The sequence below is a fragment of the Xenorhabdus aichiensis genome (assembly GCF_028598775.1).
In the GTDB taxonomy this organism is placed as follows: Bacteria; Pseudomonadota; Gammaproteobacteria; order Enterobacterales; family Enterobacteriaceae; genus Xenorhabdus; species Xenorhabdus bovienii.
The window spans coordinates 1-25,614 of record NZ_JAQRFO010000024.1 but is presented as its reverse complement, the minus strand read 5'-3'; the positions used below and the strand labels follow the sequence as shown (position 1 = coordinate 25,614).

The following is a 25,614-nucleotide window of genomic DNA, read 5'->3' as shown; positions in this document are numbered from 1 at the left end:
TAACAAGAGAAGGTATAAGCATGCAACAGAAAGTGGTTAATATTGGTGATATCAAGGTCGCAAATGATCTGCCATTTGTATTGTTTGGTGGAATGAACGTCCTTGAATCACGGGATTTGGCCATGCGGATTTGTGAGCACTATGTCACCGTGACACAAAAACTGGGCATTCCTTATGTTTTTAAAGCGTCTTTTGATAAGGCTAACCGTTCTTCTATCCGCTCTTATCGTGGGCCAGGGCTGGAAGAGGGGATGAAAATCTTTCAGGAACTGAAACAAACCTTCGGCGTGAAAATTATCACTGACGTGCATGAGCCTGCACAGGCTCAACCAGTCGCGGATGTGGTGGATGTAATTCAGCTTCCAGCCTTCCTCGCCCGCCAGACCGATCTGGTTGAAGCGATGGCGAAAACCGGTGCTGTGATTAATGTTAAAAAACCACAGTTTGTTAGCCCTGGGCAAATGGGCAATATTGTTGAAAAATTCAAAGAAGGCGGCAATGACCAGGTGATCCTGTGTGACCGTGGCAGCAACTTTGGTTATGACAATCTGGTGGTTGACATGCTGGGCTTCGGTGTCATGCAACAAGCTACCCAAGGTGCGCCGGTCATTTTCGACGTCACTCATGCATTACAGTGCCGCGACCCATTAGGTGCAGCTTCCGGTGGCCGTCGCGCGCAGGTTGCTGAACTGGCTCGTGCGGGTATGGCTGTGGGGATCGCAGGTCTGTTCCTTGAAGCGCACCCAGATCCAGAAAATGCCAAATGTGATGGCCCGTCTGCTTTGCCATTGGCAAAACTGGAGTCATTCCTGATGCAAATTAAAGCGATTGATGACGTGGTGAAAAGTTTCCCGGAACTGGATACGAGCAAATAAATTCCTACGCTAGTCTTCATTAGTCACCCTCTGCCAGTTATGCTGGCAGAGGGTGACTTGTTGTTACTGACCTTGAATCTTTTCTGAAGAAGCACACATCTCAGGTGTGTAATTAACTTCCATCTCCCTTAGTGCCTTGGGTAAGGTAGCATAAAAACTCAGCTCTCCTTCAATCGGCATAACTTTAGCTCTTGCCAGCGTTTTCAATGGCTGGAAGGGAATATCACATACGACGATATGTTTTTCTTTGCCAAGTTCGCGCACAAAACCCTGAAAAGCGTGTAATCCGCCAGCGTCCAAAACGGGTACGGCATCCCACTGCATGATGATGGTTTGATAATCAGCACTTTTTTCTCTCAGTTCGGCAAAAATACGTTCGGCGGCAGCGAAGAATAAAGGGCCGTTAATTCGTACGACCAATAACCCTTTCTCCGCGCTTGTTAAAGATGACGTGCTGATACGAGTCATATTGGCAATTTTGCGCATAAACAGGAGTGATGCCAGCACAATGCCGATAGTGATCGCGACGACCATATCGAATAGGACAGTCAATGACAGACACAAAAGCATGACAATAATGTCATCTTTAGGCGCATGGCGTATTAAATCCACTACCTTATGTGCCTCGCTCATATTCCACGCCACAATCAGCAAAATGGCTGACATAGCCGCCAGTGGTAAATAAGAGAGCATTGGAGCCAAAACCAGCAATGTTAATAATACCAGCAGGGAATGCACCACAGCGGCTATTGGGGAAGTCGCACCTGCCCGCACATTGGCGGCTGAACGGGCGATAGCCGCAGTGGCGGTAATGCCACCAAAGAAAGGGGCGGCAATATTGCCCAACCCCTGGCCAAGCAGCTCACCGTTAGAATGGTGCTTTTTCCCCGTCATGCCATCCAGAATCACTGCACACAGTAACGATTCAATCGCACCCAGCATGGCCATCGAAAACGCAGCGGGCAGTAATGCCGATACGGTATTCCAGCTAATATCGAGAGAATGTGTATCGGGCAAATTCCACGGCAGGACAAATTGGGGAAGAATGGGGGGAATGCCTTGGCCTTGCGTGCCATCCGCCAGTGTGTAACTAAAAGATGAACCAATGGTGGTGACATCATAGCTTAACAGGTGCATCGCGCCCATAACAGCTGTACCCGCGATCAAAGCGGGTAAGTGACCCGGTAACTTTACTCCCAGTTTCGGCCAGAAAATCAGTACCAGAAGCGTAGCCAGCCCGATAAGCGTATCACTCAATTGTAATGAAGGCAGTGCCTGAGAAAGTGCAATTACCTTATCAATATAATTTTCCGGTATATGCGCCAGTTTCAGGCCAAAGAAATTTTGCACCTGCATAGTGGCGATAGTGATGGCAATACCGGAAGTAAATCCAAGGGTAACAGACATAGGAATATATTCGATAAGTCGGCCAAAACGTGCCAATCCCATTACAATCAAAATCACACCTGACATCAGCGTCGCAATAAGCAGGCCGCTCAGACCAAACTGCTGTGAAACAGGGTAGAGGATCACCACAAAAGCCGCCGTTGGGCCGGAAACGCTATAACGTGAACCTCCGGTCATGGCGATGACAATGCCGGCGATAGCGGCAGTGTACAGGCCATACTGTGGTGCAACTCCACTTCCTATCGCCAGAGCCATTGCCAGTGGGATCGCGATGACACCCACGGTAATCCCAGCGATGATATCTCTGATAAAACGGGGGAAAGAGTAAGATTCCTTCAGGCATGAGTCAATAAACGCACTAAATGGGCGTATCCCATTAATTTTACGAGTATTCATTTAATCTAAAACCAAAAAATAAGGCGTCCGCATGACGGGCTGAAAAAGAATATGTAAGAGTATCTCTTTTATCACCCAATAAAGGTGTTACAGGTCTAAAAGTTAGTTAATAGTAGTACAGTCGAGAAAATGTAGCATTGTTACGTTCTGACTTTATCGGATTAAAGCTGAATTAAGGCTGAATATTTCAAGGTAAGCAGAAACAGGAAAAACAGTATCCATTGCAGGATCAGACCAATCGTAGCCTTTTTTAACAGTTTGATTGCTCCGTTAAAGCGATCATTCTGTGTCCGTGATTGGGGTAACTTGTTAAATATCAGCAATAACGTTTGATCGAACTCGGCGCTTTTTTCAGGGGATGAATTGAGGATCTGAAAATAGTGGCAGTCAAGCCAAATGCGCCAACAATAGTATTGGCAGTACAGCGTTGTGAATAATAGTACGGCATAGAGTGCAATGTTGTTTAAGGCGGTAGTGTTGAAGACAGCAATCAGCATTGCTGTCGCGATCAGGATAGAAAAAGCAGATAGTGCCGATATAAAGCGCCAGCTTTTTAACGTTGCGATAATCACTTTGCTGATCAGATCTTCCGGCTGCATGTTATGTTCCCCGTTATAGGTAGCCTTTTGCCCATTGAGACAGAGCATCGAGATGTGCTTGTCTGAACGTGACATGCGGTCTGGCTTTACGCAGGATCTCGACGACAGTGTTGATATCATATTCAGGATGCTGTTTCAGTAGCCATGCTGCTACCACCATCGCACTGCGTGACAGGCCAAGCGTACAATGAATGAAAACATCTCCCTGCTGGCGTAGTTTATCCAGCGTACAAACTGCCGATTGCAGCGCTTCAGGTGCTAGCGGTAGTAAATCGATTTGCGGCTGGCAAACATAGTTTGCTGTGTGGGAATCAGATCGCCTGTGCCACTCTGCTGTCATATCAAGAACACTGACTGCTGTGATGGGTTGGGAAGGCAGGCTGCCGAGAATAATCCCTTCAGTTATGTGGTTGAAAGGTGCGCTTTTACGTCGGAACCAGAGATAAGAGAGCCATGCTCCCAGTTGGTATGGCGCCAGTAGCCAGCGTGCAGACAATGACATACGGCCATCTGGCTGTTTTTGAAACACGGAGCTGCCTAACCCTGCGTAGCCCAGTGCGACCATTAGTAATGATACGGCAGGCCACAGCAGTAGCCAGAAACTACCACCCAGCAGATATGCCATAAGCGCGAACAACGCACTGCCTGTCAAATAATAGCTGAACAACTTCCGCGCATAGCGATCTTGATTGGATTGCCAGCGCCAGCGGTATGAAATTGGCAGTAGGTAACTGATGATGACACCAACGGCAAAACCCGTGAGCATATCGACAAAATGGTGCTGCCAGGTCGTCAGAACCGATAGTGCAACCAGCACTGACCAAATATGCAGCAATCCGCGCCAGTAACCACACACGTAGGCTGAATAGCGTAGCCAGAGCAACCACAGCAGAATAATGTGCAGGGAAGGCGCTTGATTATAGGGTAGATCAAATAACGTCAGTTGATTAAATAACCAGCCAAATAGGCCTTCCGTGCTGGGACGAGAGAACGAAAATTTCAGGGGGAACAGTAGGAATCCAACACAGGCAATCAGTGATGCGGTCATTAATCGCCAGCCGTGAAGCCACTGTTCACGGCGATGAGTACAGATAAATAACGATATTCCGTAGAACAGATCGATACTCCAGTAAGGGATAATCGTCCATGACCAAAAAGGGATGTTATGTTCCCAACCGAACATCACAGTGCCGACATCGCCTCTTTGTGCCGTGAACTGATTGACCTGGCCATAAGTAAGAAAGAAAAACGGAGCCAGGAACAATAGCCAGATAACACCTGTCAGCCATAGGAGCCGACGACTATCGAGAGAAGAGTGCATGTGGTGTTCCATCTTATATTTATTTATTCATCAGCGATGAACGCACTTGGCAATCGAAACAGTGAAAATGCCCCAGTTATCTGTCAGTTGGTACATTTTTTCAAACCCGGCAGCTTCCACCAATGCGTCCATTTCCCCTTGAGTACGGCGTCGCATGATCCACGGTTGATTTTCACGATGGCTGGAAAGAACACGGGCAATGACCTCAATCTGTGGATGCCACGGTTGGCCGGTGTATACCAGATAACCATTTTCTGTCATAACATCAGCCAAGCCGCGTAGCGAATTTCTGAGTAAATTATTATCAGGGAACAATTCATAGAGACCGGATACAATACCCAGTGTCGGCGCTGGCGTAATGGATGCGATGCTTTCAGCATTAAAGGCATCACCGATAACAAAACGAATTTTATCCGTCAGATCACGTTCCTCAATATAAGCCTGCCCTTGATTGACATTGATTTCGCTATAGTCCCTTAACAAAATAGAATCGACTTTGCTGAAATCGTTGATTGCGTCAAGAATATAGCGGCCGTGTCCGGCGGCGATATCAACCATATGCACAGGCATATTCTGTTCACGTAGACTGCGAATAGCATGGCGGATCAGCATTTCAATATGGATCTTGCGCTGGCGTATACCGCGCCAGCCAATGCTGTTCAAATAATGCTTATCGAGCATTCGCCCCAGAATTCCCTTGCCCTGCGGTTGGTTACGGTAGACATAATCTAATGTGGAGCCGGAATCAAACCCCGTTTTGAGACCGATGCAGACACCTTCGGAAGTTCTGCCCCAGCGAGTATTCATTACTTTACGCATCAACTGATAGCTAAGTTTCTTCGGACACAGACACGGTAATGATGTGCTTAATGTTCGAAATTCATCGGCAGAATGACTCCAGGTATCTTCTCGGCTGTAATCGTGCTGATAATGCGGAAGTGCAAAAATACGCTCAATAAAGACCCGGATTTTGTCAAAAACCAGATGGCGATCTTTTTCACCCAATGTATCGTGGTAGAAGCCATCCATCACATGTTTTTCTTTGATAGGGGTATTTAGCTGCTGATAAAACTGATGCTGTGGTTTTTTGTTTACTACATAATCGCTGCCTGAAATAAACAACAGGGTAGGTAGTGTAATGGCGGCTGCATCTTTAACTACTCGCTCGGCGGTTTGGTAAAGATCCAAGAGAATATTGACGGCGATTTCCCGGGTAATCAACGGATCGCTATTATAAGAGGCAATTCGAGTTTCATCGTGAGTCAGATACCTGGCTTTCACATAGGAATTCACGAAGAAAATACCTCGTGCTTTTTGCATCAATTGCAGTCCCTGCGTAGCAAAAGGGATATACAATTTGATATCAAATGCGGGTGCTGCGAGGATCATGGCGCGGATTTTCGGCGCATAGTCGTGTACCCAAGCAGAGACTAATACCGCTCCGACACTCTGGCCGATAACCACGATATTTCCCATGGCAATGCCGTACTGAGTGGCAATAAATCTGACAAATTCATCAACATCACGAATCGATGTTCCCATGGATGGGCTGTAACCGCGCGGCCCTTCTGTCTTACCGTGTCCACGGGCATCCCACGCGAACATAGGAACATCAGGCAGAGCGAGTCCGTCAACGACATGCTGGATGCGTCCTGAGTGCTCATGACCACGGTGAAAAATAATGATCGCTCTGTCTGGATTGGCCTGTTGCTGTGGCCAGTAACGGTAAAACAGAGAAGCATTATCTGATGTAGTAAAATAATGTTCTTCAGCAATACGTTGATCGAGTTGTGGTGTCATGTTAGCGCCTCATTTGGAGTGTGACTGTTCAGCCAGCCGGATTTCACGTAAGGCTTTAGCAATGCGCTGATAACAAGTCACCAAGAGTAAAATGATCATGAAAGCAAACAAAGAACTACTCCAGCCCAAGGCCGAAGGGAAAATCGCAATAATCAATCCATAAGCTCCGAAGATAAAAGCACGGTCACTTTTTCCTATCGGGCCGTCATAGCGCCGTGATGTACCAATCGTTTGTGCCAGTACGCCGATGAATTCGGTCAAGATAGTGAGGAATAAAATAATTAACAGACTGAGGCTGTTCACATCAGGTAAAAGGCAGAAGGGGAGATAGAGGGCAACATCAGAAATGACATCTCCCAATTCATTATAAATAGCGCCCAGATGAGACTTCTGGTTATGTTCCCGTGCCAGCATACCATCAATGGCATTCAGTGCCATGCGAATGAAAAGAAAAATAGGCAGCAACCAATAGAGGTGGGGCGAGGGAAATAGGCTCAATAGTGAACCGACAAAGATTGACAGGAACAACGCGGCCAAAGTGACCTGATTTGCGGTGATCCTTTGTTTATACAGATAAATTACGATAGGACGTAGTAAGTTTTGGAAACGGGGTTTTAAATCGTATATGGTCATTTTTCTCTAAGTCCTTTAGAGGTCAATTTATCAGCATTATTAATAAAATAAAAAATCTAAAAGGGCAATCAGATAACAATGATCTTGTACAAAGGATCAAAAAACTATCTTTTTAATCAATTAAATTATGATAGTTGCGTATTATTAGAGATTGATTAGTCGGTTAACTTGAATGGATGGGACGAATTGTCTAGAGCACAGCGTTTGTTATCTCTCATGGAAATATTGCGCCGTTATCACTTTCCGGTTCAGGGAAAAGTGTTGGCGCAGAAATTGAATATCAGCTTAAGAACACTGTATCGGGATATTGCATCGTTGCAGGCTCAAGGCGCGATTATCGAAGGTGAGCCGGGAATAGGGTACGTTTTGAGGCCTGGATTTGTGTTACCACCGCTCATGTTTACACAAAATGAAATAGAGGCGTTGGCATTGGGCGCGAATTGGGTGGCTAAACGTGCAGACCCCCAACTAAAAGAATCTGCAAATAATGCAATAAGCAAAATTGCGGCTGTGATCCCAGCAGAATTGAAACAAATGTTGGAGGCAAGCTCCTTACTGATCGGGCCTGCTGCGACAACGGTTCAGCCAGTTGTCGAGATTCAGCAGATACGTCAGGCGATCAATACCCGGCATAAAATCACCTTCGCTTATTTGGATATAAAAGACATCCCGTCAGAAAGAACAATATGGCCATTTGCCTTAGGCTATTTTGAAAATATCAGCATTGTGATTGGATGGTGTGAATTACGTGAGGAATTTCGTCATTTCAGATCAGATAGAATCATGCGTTTGAAAATTGAAAAACAATGTTACCCCCGTTCAAGGCAAGTATTGCTCAAAGAATGGAGAGCAATGGAAAAAATTTCTCGTTAGCCAAATAAAGACTACTGACAGAAATTGTCACTCACCATTGATACTCTGCGGGCTGTTCTACTGTATTAAAAAGCTCGCTTAATCTTCAATGTGATACATTTAACTGTGGGAGTTTTATCATGTTAACACTCAATTTTTCTACATCGGTAAACGCTAAACCATCCCATATCTGGGCGCATTATGTCGATTTTGATTTGCGGAAAAAATGGGAAGTCGATCTTGAATATTTTCAATTTGAAGGGGAGGTCAAAACGGGTCAATACGGCAGAATGATATTAAGTGGAATGCCGGAAATTCGCTTTTATCTTTCAAATATCGAAGTGAATAAAGAATTCACCGATCAGGTTAACCTCCCGCAAATGGGAATATTAACATTCCGACATCAAATTATTACAGATGAAAACAATATGGCGTGTCGTATTCAGGTGACCGTTTCATTTGAACCTGATGCAAATATTCCCGCTGTTCAGGCCGAAAGTTTCTTTAAGCAAGGTACGCAAGATCTGGTTGAAACCGTATTAAGGCTGAAATCTGTCGTTGAGACAGTATCTCCCAAGCCCAATCTTCAGCTTGTTTACGTCTCTGATATCGAGCGTTCAACCGCTTTTTATAAAACAATTTTCAATGCTGAACCGATATTTGCCAGCTCCCGTTATGTTGCATTTCCTGCTGGTGGTGAAGTACTGTTTGCTATTTGGAGTGGAGGAGCAAAGCCTGATCGTGCTATTCCGCGATTTTCTGAAATTGGTATTATGCTGCCATCCGGTAAAGATGTTGATCGGTGCTTTGAAGAATGGCGAAAGAACCCTGAGATCAAAATAGTACAGGAACCCCATACCGAAGTTTTTGGCCGTACTTTCCTTGCTGAAGATCCCGATGGCCATATTATTCGGGTATGCCCTTTGGATTAGCCTAGAACAAGGTGTAATTAAGCCATAAATCTTTAAGACATTCCCATTAGATGAGGTGAACCCTTGCGAGGTTTTTCACCTATACTTCGGGGAATATAAATGCGAAAAAGCCTGAACATAAGTTCAGGCTTTCTCTTGAAAGATGGCGGTGAGAGAGGGGTTCGAACCCTCGATACGTTTTCACGTATACACACTTTCCAGGCGTGCTCCTTCAGCCTCTCGGACACCTCACCGTGTTTTGTTTCTGCGGTCGTCCTGTCAGGGATTTTCCGCAAGGGTTACTAAATTATAGATTCAATGATCTATCAAGAGTAACCACAAAAAAGCCTGAGTATTGTGTTCAGGCTCTTTCTTAGAATATGGCGGTGAGAGAGGGGTTCGAACCCTCGATACGTTTTCACGTATACACACTTTCCAGGCGTGCTCCTTCAGCCTCTCGGACACCTCACCGTATTTTGTTGTTGTAGCGATATCACTTGGTTTCGTCGCTGCAACGGGGCGCTACTATAGGGAAAAGCAGGGCAGGCGTCAACAGGCTTATAACGATTTTTTCAGGCTTTTTGACTGATTACACAAATAAAAAACAATTTGAATGTTCGATAGTCATTTACTAAAGCCGATACGCTTTTTGTAATATGCAGTGTTAAATATGTTAACTGGGTAACATTATTAATATTTTCATTCCTCGCTTTCCAGCAGAGGCTTGCAACCATTTTAGCAATCGGTTAACCCTATCAAAAAATAACAAGGAATAAGATTGTATGAACATCATTTTTTTTCACCCTTCCTTTAATACCGATGAGTGGATTCAAGGAATTCAGGCACGTCTGCCTGATGCCAAAGTGAGGCAATGGGTCAGTGGTGATCAAGAGCCCGCAGACTATGCATTAGTTTGGCAGCCACCTTATGAAATGTTAGCCAATCGTCAGGGGCTAAAAGGCATATTCGCACTGGGTGCCGGTGTCGATGCGATTTTCAAACAAGAATCGAAAAATCCCGGTACGTTACCGGCCGATGTTCCACTGATCCGCCTCGAAGATACAGGAATGGGAAGGCAGATGCAGGAATATGCCATTACCTCAGTGCTGCATTATTTCCGCCGTATGGATGAATATAAACGATACCAAGAGCAGCGCCTTTGGGCCCCTATGGCTCCACATAACCGGAAAGAATTTGTTATCGGGGTTTTAGGGGCCGGAATATTAGGGCGAAGTGTGATTGGGAAATTAATGGAATTTGATTTTAATGTGCGTTGTTGGAGCAGGACGTCAAAACAACTCGATAGTGTCGAAAGTTTTTACGGTAAAGAGCAATTGAGTGATTTTCTTTCTGGTTGCAAGGTGCTGATTAACCTTCTCCCTGATACTCCCGACACTCGTGGTATCCTTAATCTGTCATTATTCAGCCAACTAAAATCGGGTTCCTATGTGATTAATCTGGCGCGAGGAGCACAGCTTGTCGAACAGGATCTGCTCGTTGCTATTGATAAAGGTTATATCGCAGGAGCAACCCTTGATGTGTTTGCCGAAGAACCATTGTCAAATATGCATCCATTCTGGACCCACCCTCGTATTAATGTGACTCCCCATATTGCTGCTAACACTATTCCTGAGGCTGCGATGGATGTCATCTGTGAAAATATCCGGCGTATGGCCCGGGGCGAAACGCCAACTGGCCTCGTTGATAGGATACGTGGCTATTAACAAGTTACTTTACAGCATGGCAGGCGATTAGGGACAATAACGCTATCTGATAATTTATTGGGATTGAATCAAGTTATGAACGAATTTTCTATTGTCTGCCGCATATTGGGTACATTGTTTAACCGCGCACCGCAAGATCCCGTTCTGCAACCTTTAATCACCATGATTGCTGAGGGGAAACTAAAACAAGCATGGCCTTTGGAACAGGATGAATGGCTGGATCGCTTACAGCAAAACAGTGAATTGTCAGTGATGGCAGCCGATTATCACGCTCTGTTTACCGGAGAATCGGCGAGTGTTGCTGTTTGTCGATCTGATTATACTGACGGAGAAGAAAGTGAAGTACGTCAGTTTTTGACAGAACGGGGAATGCCACTGTCTGATATTCCTGCTGATCAGTTCGGCTCTCTATTGCTGGCTGTGTCATGGCTGGAAGATCAGGCAGCTGAAGATGAAATCCAAGCACAAATTACGTTGTTTGATGAGTATCTTTTGCCTTGGTGTGGGCAGTTCCTCGGTAAAGTTGAAGCCCATGCAACCAGTGGTTTTTATCGAACGCTGGCGATTGTCACTCGTGAAGCGTTGCAGGCATTGCGTGATGAATTAGAATCTGAGTGACAGTGTCACGATATTAATTCAGCCGAAGGTCATGAATAGGCGAGTATATCGGTCACTAATTGATAAAATAAAAGGCAAATTATCCATTAATAATTTGCCCTTATTATTTCAATGACGATAAAAATTATTTATCGGTCAACCCAATAACTAATTTCCCGGGTTTAATTTCCAACCTTTTGGCGAATTGTGAGGCTGCTGCCTCGGCCTTGCTTTTTTCTGGATTCAGAACATAAACCGGATGAGTATCGAAAAACTCATTCAAAGAGGTATTCAGATAAGGAATTAATGTCTTAACCGGAGCCGCTGCTTTTTCCGGTGTTGTCTGGTAGTCTACGATTTCCAGCCCTTTCACGAAAATAGCGCCTTTTTCTGCATCAAATACGGGTTTAGCTTTGATAGTGAGTTTCATATCAGCCTGAATCGTACCCAGTAGTGTTGCAAGTTGAACTTTTGCTTGCGTGGATAGTTCAATTTTTTCAGGATCCTGGCGGCCTATTTGGCTGGATAAATCCCCCAGCGTGATATTGGCATTCGCGATACCTGGAATGCTGATTTTTTTCTGATAATGCACTTTTTTGAGCAAATAATCATTCATCAGACCTTCGTTGATGCTGAAGTCTTTAAATTGATCACAGCCGCTGACTAATCCTACCAGCACTAATGCTGCCCCTAAGAAAAATCTTTTCATATTGGCTCCTTTTTATTTCCAACGGGCAGATTTTACACTATTTCTAATAGGATTAATGTCTACCAAGCATCACAGGATCAATTTTCTTCTGATTGAATTGGCGATGAAGAGCATAAATGGTAATCAAACCAGACAATCCTAGCAAAATCCAGGGTAATTGCGGCATATTCAAGTCACGGCCAGTATCATAGAGCCACCCTCCACCGGTGTAACCTATCGCACCACCTAGAGCTAAACCCAGACGGCTAAATCCCATATAACTGCCACGCGCCCGTGGATCAGACAGTGAAGCACTCAGCGTTTCACGAGCAGGATCGGCTGTTACCAAACCTAAATAAAACAGGCAAAGCAGGCCAAACAGTGTATGTAATTGATTGACCCAGCCAATCGGAAACATGCAGATGCTCATCAAAAATAAGCCCGCCATCAAGCGCTGCTCCAGTCGGAAATGTTTTTCACTCCAGCGTGCGATGGGATAGAGCAATGTCAGGGAGATAACGGTTTCAATGGCATACATCCATTTGACGGCAGTAGGAGTGCCGGTAATTTCATGGATAATAATCGGAAACATCAGCATCACTTGTACTGACAGGACAAAATAACCCGTCAATGTCAGCACATAGTAAAGGAACCGACGATCTCTAATAACCCGCATCATGCCTTCTTTGATAGGAGTACGGATTGTTGAAATACGGTATGCAGGCAGTAGCCAGGCGTTAAATAATGCGGCCAGCACAAAAATGGATGCACCAATCCAGCAGACGATATTGAAATCATATTGCAGCAACCAGCTTCCGATGAGCGCGCCAACCACGGCACCTGCGCTGTCCTGCATCATCAGGATTGAATAAAAACGCCCTCGCTCATGGGGACGGGTTAACTTAATGACCAAAGCTGCTCTGGGGGGATCAAACAATGTTCCTCCCAATCCTGATAGAACGCAGGAAAGCAGCAATATCCATGGCTCATGTGCCATTGCCATCAGAGCAAAACCCAGTGCACGCAATAACATGCCAGTAACAATCATCGGTTTGGCACCAAATCGGTCTGCGATGGCACCCCCGAAGATCCCCAAGCCTTGCTGAACAAGCTGACGAAGCCCCAGAGCGAAACCAACAATCAATGCCGCCCAGCCAAGTTGTTCGACGAAACGAATTGAAATTAGGGGAAAAACGACAAAAAAACCTAAAACAACTAATAAATTATCAAATAGCAGGAAGTATTTACCCAAGCTACGTGCTTGTGAAACCAACGACATTGCGCACCACTGAAATATGAGAGAATTAAATATGAAGTTCTTATTATTCTGACCTTAATCTCATCTTTAAGGTAGAGGGTTATAGATGATATTTTTTTATCGTAGGGTAATAGGCAATAATTTTAATAAGAGATAAATTATCCAGAATTTTTTCAAGACAAATATCAGGAGAAGGCATGTTTGGTTATCGTTCTGCATCGCCCAAAATTCGATTTATTACGGATAGGATGGTTGTTCGTCTGGTATATGAACGTGATGCTTATCGATTGGCTGAGTATTATTCAGAAAATAAAGATTTCCTGAAGCCATGGGAGCCAACAAGGGATGGCAGTTTTTATCAACCCTCTGGATGGACAAATCGGTTGAACTATATCGCTGAGTTACAACGGCAAAATACGACATTTAATTTTGTATTATTGGACTCTGATGAGCGTGAAATTATGGGTGTGGCGAATTTTACTAATGTTGTACGCGGCGCGTTCCATTCTTGTTATCTTGGTTATTCTTTAGCTGAGAAATTGCAAGGGCAAGGATTGATGTATGAAGCGCTGCAACCTGCGATCCGCTATATGCAGCGCTATCAGAGAATGCACCGGATTATGGCTAATTACATGCCACATAACCATCGTAGTGGGAACCTGCTCAAAAAGTTGGGGTTTGAGCAGGAAGGTTATGCCAAGAATTATTTAATGATAGATGGTGTTTGGCAAGATCATGTGCTGACGGCATTGACTGACGATGCATGGGGCAAAGTGGGTTTATGAATCTCGGGGTAAGGCTAATGGGGCGTAATATAGAAAATGTAGACAGGGTTTTTGTCTGTTAGACTTTAAACATCGGCTGCTATCCCGCCAGATTGCTTTATATGCCATTTTTATGATGCCTGATGGGATAGCTTTACATTTTTATGCTTAATTCCATAAGAATACAACTTTAGAACAATACCATGAACTTATTGAAATCACTGGCAGCGGTCAGTTCAATGACGATGTTTTCTCGCGTGCTGGGCTTTATTCGTGATGCCATTATTGCTCGTATATTTGGTGCAGGAATGGCGACGGATGCCTTTTTTGTTGCCTTTAAATTACCTAACCTGTTACGCCGTATCTTTGCAGAGGGCGCTTTTTCGCAAGCTTTTGTTCCTATTCTTGCCGAATACAAAAATCAACAAGGGGATGAAGCAACACGTACCTTTATTGCGTATATCTCAGGTATGTTGACATTGATTCTGGCTATCGTCTCAGTGATAGGTGTAATTGCTGCACCTTGGATCATCTATGTGACTGCGCCGGGATTTACGGATACACCGGATAAGTTTGTCTTAACCCGTGATTTACTTAGAATTACGTTTCCTTATATCTTTTTAATTTCGCTGGCTTCTTTGGCTGGCGCAATTCTTAATACATGGAACCGCTTTTCGGTGCCTGCTTTTGCTCCGACACTGCTCAATGTCAGTATGATCATTTTTGCATTGTTTGTGGCTCCTTATTGCAATCCGCCAGTGCTGGCGCTGGGTTGGGCCGTTGTTGCCGGAGGGGTTTTGCAATTGGCCTATCAGCTTCCTCATCTGAAAAAGATCGGCATGCTGGTATTGCCGCGGATTTCTTTCCGTGACAGTGCCGTATGGCGGGTTATCCGTCAAATGGGGCCTGCAATTCTGGGTGTATCGGTCGGGCAGATTTCCTTGATCATTAATACAATTTTTGCCTCATTTCTGGTTTCAGGCTCTGTTTCATGGATGTATTACGCTGATCGTTTAATGGAATTGCCTTCTGGTGTACTGGGTGTGGCGTTAGGGACGATTTTGCTGCCTTCACTGGCGAAAAGTTTTTCTAGTGGCAATCACGAAGAATATCGAAAATTGATGGATTGGGGGTTACGTCTCTGTTTCTTGCTGGCGTTGCCTTGTGCAGTTGCTCTCGGTATTCTCGCGGAGCCTCTGACGGTATCATTATTTCAATATGGTCACTTTTCTGCTTTTGATGCTGAGATGACTCAGCGGGCGTTAATTGCCTACTGTTTTGGCTTGATGGGGTTGATTGTGGTTAAAGTTCTCGCTCCGGGCTTTTATTCACGCCAAGATATCAAAACACCAGTAAAAATTGCGATTGCGACCTTGATTCTGACCCAATTGATGAACCTTGTTTTCATTGGCCCATTGAAACATGCAGGTCTGGCGCTTTCTATTGGCCTGGCTGCCTGCTTCAATGCCAGTATGCTTTATTGGCAACTGCGTAAGCGTGATATTTTCACGCCATTGGCGGGATGGGGCGTATTCTTGTTTAAATTGGCGGTGGCAATTGCCGTGATGGTCGGGGTACTGCTGGTGGTATTGTGGGTTATGCCAGCATGGGAACAGGGCAATATGGCAATGCGCCTACTGCGCTTAATGGGCGTAGTGATTGCGGGCGCAGGCAGTTATTTTGCAGCTCTGGTCTTGATGGGATTTAGGCTGAAAGATTTTGCTCATCGGGGATTACAGTGATTCTCTGATTAATAAATAGTTTCATTTAATACAACCGCCCAAGTTTTTATTGGGCGTTTTTTTATTTTTCACTTATTGAATAACAGTATTCGTATTTTTTTGCCTTTTTGGTTAGATTCAAAGAATAATAGTTGATATTTTTCTGACATAAAATTAATTATTATTCTATTTTTATTCTTCTTATTTTTTTATAAATTGTTGTTTGGTATGTGTTTTTTTGAAATTATTGGCTGGAGAGTTTGATGTTATGAATTTTAATATAAATAATGATTTTATATGATCATAAATTAATTAAGAAAGTTTTTGCGAAGCTGGTGTTATTATTTATAATAATTTTCAACCGTTAAATGAATTATTTTTAATAAAATAAATTATATTTTACTTTAAATTTAATACAATCATAACCAGAAAAAATAATATAATTGCCAGATATTTTTACATAATAACTGGCTCTGTGTTTATATATTTTAATAATTAAATATAAACAGTAAGTCCAGCTAAATATTATTTATACGGTAGATGAGGAAGAGCTAGCAGAGGTGGAGAAAGGAAAAAACTGGCGTGATAAAATCACATCACGCCAGTTTTCAGCTTTGCAGAGGATTATTACATACGTTCTACAGTCTGAATACCCAGAGTATCAAGACCTTGCTTCAAAGTTTTCGCTGTCAGCAGAGCCAACTTCAGGCGGCTCTGGCGCAGTTCTTCGCTATCGGCATTCAAGATAGGGCAGTGCTCATAGAAACCAGAGAACAGACCGGCCAGATCGTACAGGTATGCACACATAACATGCGGCGTACCTTCACGGGCGACGGTAGTGATCGTTTCTTCAAACTGCAACAGGCGGGTTGCCAATGCCTGCTCGCGTTCTTCATTCAGCATCACCGGCAGTGTCAGGCTGTTTTCATCGATATCTGCACGTTTAAAGATAGATGACACGCGCGTGTAGGCGTATTGCATATAAGGTGCTGTGTTGCCTTCAAAGGCCAGCATATTATCCCAGTCGAAAACATAGTCTGTAGTACGGCTCTTGGAAAGATCTGCATATTTCACCGCGCCAATCCCTACCGCTTCCACGACTTTTTTCAGTTCGTCTTCTGGCATATCTGGGTTTTTCTCACGAATGAGGGTATCCGCACGCTCAATGGCTTCATCCAGCAAATCAGACAGTCTTACTGTACCGCCGGCACGGGTTTTGAATGGTTTACCATCTTTGCCCAGCATCATGCCGAACATATGGTGTTCGAGTGACATGGATTCTGGAATATAACCCGTTTTCCGTACAATTGCCCAAGCTTGCATCAAGTGCTGGTGCTGGCGTGAGTCGATGTAGTAAAGCACACGGCTGGCATTCAGGGTTTCATGACGGTATTTGGCGCAGGCGATATCCGTCGTGGTGTAAAGATAGCCACCATCTTTTTTCTGGATAATAACGCCCATGGGTTCACCTTCTTTATTCTTAAATTCATCAAGGTAAACCACTGTCGCGCCATCACTCTTAACGGCAATTCCACGTTGTTTTAAATCTGCAACGATACCCGGTAGCATATCGTTATACAGGCTTTCACCCATAACGTCTTTTTCTGTCAATGTGACATTCAGGCGGTTATAAGTTTCCTGATTCTGGGACATGGTGATATCTACCAGCTTACGCCACATCTTACGGCAATATTCATCACCGCCTTGCAGTTTGACGACGTAGTTACGAGCGCGAATAGCAAACTCTTCATCTTCATCGTAGTGTTTCTTTGCTTCGCGATAGAAAGCTTCTAAATCCGCTAATGCCATGTCATTGGCATTTTCGTTCTGGATCTTTTCCAGATAGGCGATCAGCATCCCGAACTGGGTTCCCCAATCACCAACGTGGTTGGCCCGAATGACTTTATGCCCAAGAAACTCAAGGGTACGCGCCGCAGCATCGCCAATGATGGTTGAGCGCAGGTGTCCAACATGCATCTGTTTGGCGACATTCGGTGCGGAATAATCGATAACGATGGTTTGCGGTTCCACTGGGGTGATACCGAGTTTTTCATCCTTCAGGACAGTTTCTATATTTGCTGCAACCCACGCTTTATCAAGAAAAATATTGATAAAACCCGGGCCTGCAATTTCAACTTTGCTGGCAATTCCTTGCAGATCCAGTTGGCTGACGACTTTTTCTGCCAATTGTCGAGGAGGCATTCCCACCTTTTTAGCGGCTGCCATCACACCATTCGCTTGATAGTCACCAAATTGTGCTTTTGCAGATTGACGGACGTGAGCTTCACTGTCGGTTGGAGCGCCAGCTTCAATCAGCGCATTGCTGATTTTTTCTGAAAGAATAACCTGTATATTCACCGTGTTACCTTAAGTTACGCACGAAAGCTTATGCATTTTGGAAATGCAATACTTTTAAGCGTGTGGGTTATGAGAAAATAACGGGGTTTATACCATATTCGGGGTCCTGCATGCTACCATCAGCCCCTCTGGTGGTGTTACTTTTTGTTTTTAGCCTGTCTTTCAGGTGATTCGTCGTTATGCCAACTTCAATTAGTCGCTTGCTGAGTGATATTTCGGCAAAAATAGAAAATTTGTGATTTATATCACATTAATGGAACGCAATTTTTACGGTTTATTTAATGGGGAAGAAATGTCTCATTTTTCAAAAATTTCTGAGTTACAGGATTTAGTGGCTGATTTAGCCGGATTTGAACAAAAACTTAAGCAATTTGAAGGGCATCTTGGCTTACACTTCGAACAATATTCAGCAGACCATATTTCCCTGCGTTGTAATGAAAGTAAAATAGCCGATCGTTGGCGTAAGGGCTTTCTGCAATGTGGTCAGTTAATATCTGAAAGTATCATTAATGGCCGTCCGATCTGCTTATTTGATCTGAACCAGCCAATAATACTACTTGACTGGAAAATTGATTGCGTGGAATTGCCTTATCCCAGCCAAAAACACTATGCCCATCAAGGTTGGGAACATGTCGAGCTGGTGCTGTCTGTACCACCAGAACAACTTATTTGTGAAGCTAAAAAGTTATTGCCTCATCCTTTACCAGATAATTTTCGGATAAAGGAGAGTCATCCAAAAGGAAAAAATGAACGGTTGCCAAACCCGACTTTGGCTGTCACTGATGGTGAAATCACGATCAAATATCATCCTTTTTGTATCAGAGAAATTGTCAAAAGTGAGGTATAGCCAGCAAAAATGACGTTTTTATCATGCTGTTCCAGTAAAAAATTCTGACCTTGTGATTTCCAACATGTCATTAAGATAAGTTAGTTGTCATAGTTAATAAGTTCACTAATAAAGTAGTTTTAGGTTAAATGATGACTTGTTGACGAATTCGTATTCGGAGGGCTTTTTAATGATAAAGCTGGAAATTTGCTGTTATAGCATAAGCTGTGCGCTGGTTGCACAAAATGCGGGCGCTGACCGAATCGAATTAAGCGCAAGCCCGTTGGAAGGCGGATTGACACCCAGTTTTGGGGCATTACAACAGTCGTTACAGCGGTTATCTATTCCTGTGCATCCCATTGTACGGCCAAGAGGGGGAGACTTCTGTTATAACAACATGGATTTTGAAGCCATGAAAAATGACGTTGCTCGTATCCGTGATATGGGGTTCCCCGGCATTGTTTTTGGCATTTTGAGCGAAAACGGCCATATTGACAGACTCCGTATGCGGCAGTTGATGTCACTGTCGGGAAATATGGCTGTTACTTTTCATCGCGCTTTTGATATGTGTTTTAATCCACATGTTGCGTTGGAACAACTGACAGAGCTTGGGGTGCAGCGTATTTTAACATCAGGCCAACAGCAGAATGCTGAACTGGGGCTGACGCTGTTAAAAGAGCTGATGCAAGCCAGCCGTGGGCCGATAATTATGCCCGGTGCGGGTGTCAGGGTGAGTAATATCAGTAAGTTTCTGGAAGCTGGAATGACAGAAGTTCATAGCTCGGCGGGTAAAATCGTACCTTCTACCATGAAGTACCGAAAGGCAGGGGTGGCGATGAGTTCGGACGATCGTGATGTGGATGAATATTCTCACTACAGTGTTGATGGTGAGTTAGTTGAGTCGATGAAGGGAGTGATGAGCCTGATTGAGCGGTAGATGTGATATCGCTTGCGTCATAAGGAAAGTGAAATATTAGGACTTAAGGTGTGAACTGCCATATTGGACAGTTCACTCATTAATATCTGTTCAATATTATGGCTTGCGGGCAACGAGGACAGCACGTAATGGGGCAGGGTAGCCTTCAATTGTTTTACTGTGATCTGATGGGTCAAGGAAATCTACCAGTGATTCGGTCTTCATCCATTCTGTCCTGCGCTGTTCATCAGGTGTTGTAATCGCATGATCGACAATTCTGACATCGACAAAACCACATTTTTCCAGCCAGACTTTCAGCATTTTGGCCGAGGGAACAAAGTAGACATTCCGCATTTGTGCATAGCGTTCACCCGGAATAAGGCACTGATTTTCATCACCCTCAATCACTAAACTTTCCAGCACTAACTCACCATCAGACACCAGTTGATTTTTCAGTTGCCACAGATGATCAAGAGGTGAGCGGCGGTGGTAGAGCACTCCCATTGAAAATACTGTATCAAAAGCTTGCAGTTCGGGTAATTGTTCGATGCCCAATGGCAGAAGGTGGGCTCGTTGATCGTTCCCCAGCAACTTTCTGACCGCTTCAAATTGACAGAGAAAAAGTTGGGTTGGATCGATACCCACAACCAATTGAGCGCCTTCGCCAACCATGCGCCACATGTGATAACCACTACCACAGCCGACATCAAGTACGGTTTTTCCTTCTAAAGGAGAAATATGGGGCAGTACTCGTTCCCATTTCCAGTCAGAGCGCCATTCGGTATCAATTTCAACGTTATACAATGAAAACGGGCCTTTTCGCCATGGCATCAATATTTTCAGGATATTGTGGAGGCGAGCTTTTTCACCTTTTGATAGATCCGGCTCATGAGTCGCAATGACACCATTTTTCAGGTCAAGGCGGCTTGGCTTGATCTCAGGCAAATTTTCCAGAATTTTTACCCATGAGCTGAACTGACCATGCTGTGATGTTTTTTGCCAGTGGCTCAATTGTGCTGGCAGGCTATCCAGCCAATGGCTTAGTGGGTGCTTGGCGATCAATTGATAAAAATTACCGAAATCGATCATTGTTCAGTTCCTTTTATTGCCAATAATGAACCGAAATTGAAACACTGGAACCAGACTTCTACATGCTGGAAACCGACTTCTTTAAGGCGTGACTTATGGGTGTCAACAGAATCTGTCCGCATGACATTTTCCAGCATACTGCGCTTTTGGCTGACTTCCAGCTCACTATAACCATTGGCTCGCTTGAAATCATGGTGCATATTGAATAGTAACTCGCCAATTTTCTGGTCTTCAAAATTGAATTTTTCAGACAGAACCAGAACCCCACCGGGTTTTAATCCTGCGTAAATTTTCTTCAATATTTTCTGGCGATCATCAGGGTGCAGGAATTGTAATGTGAAATTCAAAACTACCATCGAGGCATTTTGAATGTCGGTATCAAGAATATTCTGTTCGATCACCTCAACGGGTGTACTGGCCTTGAAAGAATCAATATGGCGGCGGCAGCGTTCGATCATGGCTGGTGAATTATCGATAGCGATAATCCGGCAATTATCAGCATTGATACTGCGGCGGATGGACAGAGTTGCCGCCCCAAGGGAGCAACCGAGATCATAAATTTGGCTACCTGGCGTCACGAAGCGACTGGCCAGCATACCTATCATGGAGATGATATTGGAATAACCGGGTATGGAACGTTTCACCATATCAGGAAAGACTTCGGCAACACGTTCGTCGAAACTCCAGTCGCCTAAATTGGCGATTGGGGCAGAGAACAGACTGTCCCGTTTATTATGAGGATCTTGATTTGACATAACAACATTAGTTTTGGAAACAATTAAGAAGCGGGTATTCTAACAGAATGCGGGAAAAGGCAGAAAGAGATAATCAACAGAAACCCTCAGGCGGCAGGAATACCGCCCTTGGTAATGATGGGCTTCTCTTATGCATGGGTGTCATGATGTACATCAAGGTTTACATTTATGCATGTAATTTATACATATCGAGTGTAAATTACGCATAGAAAGAAAATATTTGTTCCCAAGGTAAGTAGTAAACATTGGTGATAATCATTATTATCATTGATATATACGTTGCACCCATGCCCATACGGCGCCAGCGGATCTCGCGATGACGCAGGCCAAAGTAGTGCAATACCCTACCCGAAAGCAACAACAGGCCACAAATATGTAACATCCATACAGCGGCTCCATTCATTTCCATCATCAACAGCAATAGCATTGAAATAGGAATATATTCAACAGCATTGCCATGCACGCGAATGGCTGTCTGCAATTCGTAAAAACCGCCATCGCCATAGGCGACTCGATATTGTGTTCTTAATTTGACGACATCCAGAGACAGCTTAATCAATAATAGTGCGCCCAAAACGATATAAAGCGAGCTAACCATTTTTAACTCCATTGCCTGACCAAAAACGGCCGAATGATGATAAACCTCAAAAAGAAAACTGTCGCTATAAATCATAGTATTTAATAATAAATAGTATGAATATTATCAGTTAGCAAAAAATTGTCTTGCTAAGAACCGTGTTATGCCCTTATCTCTGGTCAGAATTTTCAGTATAATGACTGCCTTTTTTTGACAATTCTTCCTAAAAAGAATACTTTCCATTAGTCATACTTAATCATTGACAGTCACGCATAGTCATGTTTTTTTATGTAATGCATTGATTTTTAACTTAATTACGTTTGATTTTTGTTTTGTGTAATCAGCAATAGTCACAGGTATTCACTTAGTGTCATGAGAAAAATGTACATTGTCGTGTACATGAACTACATTAAAAGCTGTGTTATTTTTCGAGGAAAGTGATATGGCAATTACTGATTCATGGCTGCGATCCATTAACGGCAAACCCCAAGAAAAAATCACCACCAAGTCGGATAGAGATGGCCTGTCTGCTCGTATTACCCCGAAAGGAAAGATTATATTCCAATTTAGATATCGCTGGAACAGTAAAGGGGATCGAATCGACATAGGAACCTATCCAGCAACTGGTTTAAAGGACGCCCGTGACTCGGTGATTTTTTATCGTGGGGAACTAGAACAGCATCGCAACCCTAAAATAGTCAAACGAGTTCGCAAGGAGTCCGTATTAAGCGCGGTGACTGTAGAGGGGCTTATACGGGATTGGTGGAAAACAACGATGCAAGGTTTAAAAGTTAGGGCGGATGACATTTTGCGCTCTTTTGAGATTTACGTTTTCCCCAAGATAGGGAAATTACCTCATGATGAGGTAACGCTCCATGTTTGGCTTTCCTTAATTGAAGACGTTGCCAAAGAGGTACCATCAATTGGTAACCGTATATTGACATACTCCAAAAAAGCGCATAAGTGGGCCGTTCGGCGAGGAATGACTAATCTCACTCCACTATCCGATGTGGAAAAAAGTGATTTAAGCGGAAAAGATACATATGACGATACCGATTTAGATTCTGAGATAGGTGAAAGGACATTAAGCGAAGAGGAGTTAGTGGTGCTTTTCCAGCTTATCAATGCCTCTAGGTATAATCCACGTAATGCATTAATAATAAAATTATGTTTGTTATTTGGATGCCGCATTGGTGAGTTACTGAAAGCTAAAGTAAGTGATTTTGATTATGAGAAGGATATTTGGATCGTTCCTCCAAAAAACCATAAGACAGGTAGAAGATCTAAAAAGCCCATTATCAGGCCAATTACTCCAGCAGCTAAGGAATTAATTGAACAGGCAAAGACATTGAACCATGGAAACGAATATTTGTTTATTGTATCAAGCGGAGGGCCTTTTGCAAAAAGCTCATACAATGCAATAGTTAAATATCTTAATAAAAAAATGGTTTCTTACTTGCCTGATTATGAAAGCTGGTCAATCCACGACCTACGCCGAACGATGCGCACTGGGGTATCTGAATTAACATCGCCTCACGTAGCTGAAATTATGATAGGGCATAAGTTACCGGGGATCTGGCAGGTGTACGATAAGCACACCTACCTGAATGAGCAGAGAGAGGCATATGAACGCTGGTGGGATAAGTTGACTAAAATTGTTTCCCGCCCTCCCAGTCAAAAATATCCTGCCGTAGAAAATTAAGTTGGTCGGATTTAAATTTGGGTTTTGGGAAGCCTTTTCTTTTTTGCTTCCCATTTCCACACCACAACCTGATAGTATGTGGTTTTACACTATACCGATCTGCTAGTTCCTGAGTCTTGATATAGGGTGACTCCGCCATCATGCACCTCCTTTCTGATAACCGTTCTCCGAAATCACTTTTGCCACTACTGCCATCCGATCATTTTCATAATGAATATGTTTACACTTGCGTTTAGCACATTCTATTTTGTCATTTCTCACCTAAACCTCCGAAACTCAATTACCCAAACCCACGGATTGTTATTCCAGTTTTCTTCTCCGTAGATTGATGCCCATAATTTTTTATAGGCCATTACTGGGTTTTTCTCCCACTCACTCCATTGCCAGCCAATATCGCAACCACCGGGTAAACCATCCATATCAGGAATGCCAAACTTAAATAGCTTTCCGTCTTTTGATATCTCAGCTAAACCTTCCGCTTTTGCATCCTCTGCTGAAATATCCTGTAGCTGTTCAACTTTGGTGTTGCGGAGGTTAATTTCACCTACAGGTATGCCACCCTGATCATAAAATAGAATTAAATCACCATTGCCACCATACGGGCAGTTAACATCTATGAACCCGGCTTGCCATGCAGCGCTCACTTGCTGCGATAGCGTATAGCCTTCACTCCAAGCGCCATAGCTGCGTAATTCCTGCTCTGTTACTTTCGGCTGTGGTTTAATTAATCTCCGTGTCTGCGTTTTCCTGTCCGCTAAAATAGACTCAATCATCTCAGTATTAAATTTCAGTAATTTCATTTAAACTCCCTGCATTGCTCTGAGATTCGGGTTACACGGTGACTTGCCGACTTTTTTTCGTTTTTTCTGCGGGAAGCTATTTTTTACTTTCTCAACATGAGCATTTAAAATCATGGCGGTTTTTCTATTAGCTATTCGCTTGCATTCTTCTTCATAGCGAATATGTAATGTCCCCCTGATTTCATTATGCTCTTTGCGACATTTAGCCCAAATGCGATTTTGATAATGCAGTGCGCAATCGGCGGCTTTTCCCCAAAACATGGCAGCTTGACCATATTCTTCGCCTTTTTCATATAGAACGGCTTTATTGGCGAAATTAAAATATTGTAAATTTTTCATGTGTTTTTACACCGATCGGGATTTCCGATAATGAGTACACGATGATTAAAATCAGAATTTTTATGTTTTCTGAATCGATCCAGATGGCATATAACGCACATTTTGTTTTTGGCGTATCGCAGCGTGTGACCACCTCGTTTGCATGGCGTGCCGTGATATTTGCCAGACGGTATGTGCAATGCCTCTTCTCGGCTTGCCCTGATATCATTCTGTTCCATATAAGCGCATGTGGCTAAAATTGGTCAATTCGTGGAAACGTGCCAAAAATCTGTATCTGGCCTGAATAGGGGTGAAGGGAATGATGACCAACCATTCCACGGGATTAACTCCATTCAAGCAGGGCCAGTATTCATCACCTGCGATGTCCAGTTGCTGACGTTCTGTAGCCAATAGCGCCAAATCGGCTTGTTTTACTGCTGCAGAGGTTTCATGAGGAATGCCGAATTTATCGGCTATGACAACATAGAGTTGTCGCTCTAATTTTTGGTATTCAGGCAGCATCGCTTTTAATGGTGACGGTAAATCTTTTAAATATGCTTCCGTTGCATTGTGCAATAATGCCTCTAATGCAAATTCGGGTTCTACTAATTTACTCACCAGAACGCTATGCTTTGCGACAGAATAAAATTGTTGTATTTGCCCCGCGTATCGGCATTCATTAGAAAGCCCTTGTGCAATATCTTCAAGGCAAATAGACGATTCGGAA

Annotated in this window: 24 protein-coding genes and 2 tRNA genes; 10 read left to right on the top strand and 16 right to left on the bottom strand. The window is 43.7% G+C overall.

From position 1 onward, the window contains the following. Nucleotides 1–20: 20 nt before the first annotated feature. Entirely contained in the window at nt 21–875 is an 855-nt protein-coding gene (gene kdsA / locus PSI22_RS12000; protein WP_038195676.1) for a 3-deoxy-8-phosphooctulonate synthase, read from the top strand. Nucleotides 876–938: 63 nt separating this feature from the next. On the opposite strand, the gene dauA is transcribed toward kdsA, so the two are convergent. From dauA to PSI22_RS11975, 5 genes are all read right to left on the bottom strand, one after another. Then, nucleotides 939–2,678 (bottom strand): C4-dicarboxylic acid transporter DauA, encoded by a 1,740-nt coding sequence (gene dauA / locus PSI22_RS11995; protein WP_273579949.1) that lies wholly within the window; start codon nt 2,676–2,678, stop codon nt 939–941. A gap of 161 nt (nt 2,679–2,839) precedes the next feature. Beyond that, nucleotides 2,840–3,277 carry a hypothetical protein gene (locus PSI22_RS11990; RefSeq protein ID WP_273579948.1) on the bottom strand — a complete coding sequence of 146 codons (438 nt, stop codon included), beginning with the start codon at nt 3,275–3,277 and terminating at the stop codon, nt 2,840–2,842. Between the two features lie 13 nt (nt 3,278–3,290). After that, nucleotides 3,291–4,610, bottom strand: a complete 1,320-nt coding sequence (locus PSI22_RS11985) for a phosphatase PAP2/dual specificity phosphatase family protein (protein WP_442316496.1) — start codon at nt 4,608–4,610, stop codon at nt 3,291–3,293. Between the two features lie 18 nt (nt 4,611–4,628). Beyond that, entirely contained in the window at nt 4,629–6,398 is a 1,770-nt protein-coding gene (locus tag PSI22_RS11980; RefSeq protein WP_273579946.1) for a bifunctional alpha/beta hydrolase/class I SAM-dependent methyltransferase, read from the bottom strand. Nucleotides 6,399–6,407: 9 nt separating this feature from the next. Continuing rightward, complete coding sequence (locus PSI22_RS11975; protein WP_273579945.1) at nt 6,408–7,031, bottom strand: CDP-alcohol phosphatidyltransferase family protein; 624 nt, start codon at nt 7,029–7,031, stop codon at nt 6,408–6,410. Nucleotides 7,032–7,217: 186 nt separating this feature from the next. Between PSI22_RS11975 and PSI22_RS11970 the strand changes: the two genes are divergently transcribed. Continuing rightward, nucleotides 7,218–7,904: a helix-turn-helix transcriptional regulator gene (locus PSI22_RS11970; RefSeq protein WP_273579944.1), complete on the top strand. Its 687-nt coding sequence runs from the start codon at nt 7,218–7,220 to the stop codon at nt 7,902–7,904. 119 nt (nt 7,905–8,023) lie between these two features. Beyond that, nucleotides 8,024–8,815, top strand: a complete 792-nt coding sequence (locus tag PSI22_RS11965; RefSeq protein WP_273579943.1) for a VOC family protein — start codon at nt 8,024–8,026, stop codon at nt 8,813–8,815. A 143-nt stretch (nt 8,816–8,958) separates the two neighbouring features. Here the strand turns inward: PSI22_RS11965 and PSI22_RS11960 are convergent. Both PSI22_RS11960 and PSI22_RS11955 read right to left on the bottom strand, forming a co-directional pair. After that, nucleotides 8,959–9,048: transfer RNA gene (locus PSI22_RS11960), tRNA-Ser, on the bottom strand. Between the two features lie 127 nt (nt 9,049–9,175). Continuing rightward, a tRNA-Ser gene (locus tag PSI22_RS11955) sits at nt 9,176–9,265 on the bottom strand. Nucleotides 9,266–9,576: 311 nt separating this feature from the next. On the opposite strand from PSI22_RS11955, the gene ghrA reads away from it, so the two are divergent. Continuing rightward, nucleotides 9,577–10,518: a glyoxylate/hydroxypyruvate reductase GhrA gene (ghrA, locus tag PSI22_RS11950; RefSeq protein WP_273579942.1), complete on the top strand. Its 942-nt coding sequence runs from the start codon at nt 9,577–9,579 to the stop codon at nt 10,516–10,518. Nucleotides 10,519–10,593: 75 nt separating this feature from the next. Next, the gene (locus PSI22_RS11945; protein ID WP_273579941.1) at nt 10,594–11,136 is read left to right on the top strand and encodes a TorD/DmsD family molecular chaperone; all 543 of its coding nucleotides are present in this window, start codon (nt 10,594–10,596) and stop codon (nt 11,134–11,136) included. A gap of 124 nt (nt 11,137–11,260) precedes the next feature. Here the strand turns inward: PSI22_RS11945 and PSI22_RS11940 are convergent, their stop codons facing one another. Both PSI22_RS11940 and mdtH read right to left on the bottom strand, forming a co-directional pair. Continuing rightward, nucleotides 11,261–11,824 (bottom strand): lipoprotein, encoded by a 564-nt coding sequence (locus PSI22_RS11940; protein WP_273579940.1) that lies wholly within the window; start codon nt 11,822–11,824, stop codon nt 11,261–11,263. Nucleotides 11,825–11,876: 52 nt separating this feature from the next. Beyond that, nucleotides 11,877–13,082 carry a multidrug efflux MFS transporter MdtH gene (gene mdtH, locus PSI22_RS11935; protein ID WP_273579939.1) on the bottom strand — a complete coding sequence of 402 codons (1,206 nt, stop codon included), beginning with the start codon at nt 13,080–13,082 and terminating at the stop codon, nt 11,877–11,879. Between the two features lie 176 nt (nt 13,083–13,258). Here mdtH and rimJ point away from each other — a divergent pair, with 176 nt between their 5' ends. Next, nucleotides 13,259–13,846: a ribosomal protein S5-alanine N-acetyltransferase gene (gene rimJ / locus PSI22_RS11930; protein ID WP_273579938.1), complete on the top strand. Its 588-nt coding sequence runs from the start codon at nt 13,259–13,261 to the stop codon at nt 13,844–13,846. Between the two features lie 182 nt (nt 13,847–14,028). Beyond that, entirely contained in the window at nt 14,029–15,567 is a 1,539-nt protein-coding gene (gene murJ / locus PSI22_RS11925; protein WP_273579937.1) for a murein biosynthesis integral membrane protein MurJ, read from the top strand. 606 nt (nt 15,568–16,173) lie between these two features. Here the strand turns inward: murJ and argS are convergent. Beyond that, nucleotides 16,174–17,904, bottom strand: a complete 1,731-nt coding sequence (gene argS, locus PSI22_RS11920; protein ID WP_273579936.1) for an arginine--tRNA ligase — start codon at nt 17,902–17,904, stop codon at nt 16,174–16,176. 292 nt (nt 17,905–18,196) lie between these two features. Between argS and PSI22_RS11915 the strand changes: the two genes are divergently transcribed. Both PSI22_RS11915 and cutC read left to right on the top strand, forming a co-directional pair. Continuing rightward, nucleotides 18,197–18,751, top strand: a complete 555-nt coding sequence (locus PSI22_RS11915) for a VOC family protein (protein WP_273579935.1) — start codon at nt 18,197–18,199, stop codon at nt 18,749–18,751. A gap of 169 nt (nt 18,752–18,920) precedes the next feature. After that, entirely contained in the window at nt 18,921–19,667 is a 747-nt protein-coding gene (gene cutC, locus PSI22_RS11910; RefSeq protein WP_038197460.1) for a copper homeostasis protein CutC, read from the top strand. 96 nt (nt 19,668–19,763) lie between these two features. Here the strand turns inward: cutC and cmoB are convergent, their stop codons facing one another. From cmoB to PSI22_RS11895, 3 genes are all read right to left on the bottom strand, one after another. Then, entirely contained in the window at nt 19,764–20,735 is a 972-nt protein-coding gene (cmoB, locus tag PSI22_RS11905) for a tRNA 5-methoxyuridine(34)/uridine 5-oxyacetic acid(34) synthase CmoB (protein WP_273579934.1), read from the bottom strand. Beyond that, nucleotides 20,732–21,490 (bottom strand): carboxy-S-adenosyl-L-methionine synthase CmoA, encoded by a 759-nt coding sequence (gene cmoA, locus PSI22_RS11900; protein WP_038197458.1) that lies wholly within the window; start codon nt 21,488–21,490, stop codon nt 20,732–20,734. Before cmoA ends, cmoB begins: the two co-directional genes overlap by 4 nt. Nucleotides 21,491–21,689: 199 nt before the next feature. Further along, nucleotides 21,690–22,088: an MAPEG family protein gene (locus PSI22_RS11895; protein ID WP_273579933.1), complete on the bottom strand. Its 399-nt coding sequence runs from the start codon at nt 22,086–22,088 to the stop codon at nt 21,690–21,692. Nucleotides 22,089–22,509: 421 nt separating this feature from the next. Here PSI22_RS11895 and PSI22_RS11890 point away from each other — a divergent pair, with 421 nt between their 5' ends. Further along, the gene (locus tag PSI22_RS11890) at nt 22,510–23,769 is read left to right on the top strand and encodes a tyrosine-type recombinase/integrase (protein ID WP_273579932.1); all 1,260 of its coding nucleotides are present in this window, start codon (nt 22,510–22,512) and stop codon (nt 23,767–23,769) included. Nucleotides 23,770–24,026: 257 nt separating this feature from the next. Here the strand turns inward: PSI22_RS11890 and PSI22_RS11885 are convergent, their stop codons facing one another. From PSI22_RS11885 to PSI22_RS11875, 3 genes are all read right to left on the bottom strand, one after another. Next, entirely contained in the window at nt 24,027–24,569 is a 543-nt protein-coding gene (locus PSI22_RS11885) for an ASCH domain-containing protein (protein ID WP_273579931.1), read from the bottom strand. After that, entirely contained in the window at nt 24,570–24,908 is a 339-nt protein-coding gene (locus tag PSI22_RS11880; protein ID WP_273579930.1) for an ANR family transcriptional regulator, read from the bottom strand. A gap of 204 nt (nt 24,909–25,112) precedes the next feature. After that, nucleotides 25,113–25,614: HD domain-containing protein (locus PSI22_RS11875; RefSeq protein WP_273579929.1), on the bottom strand; the 502-nt coding region annotated here is incomplete at its 5' end.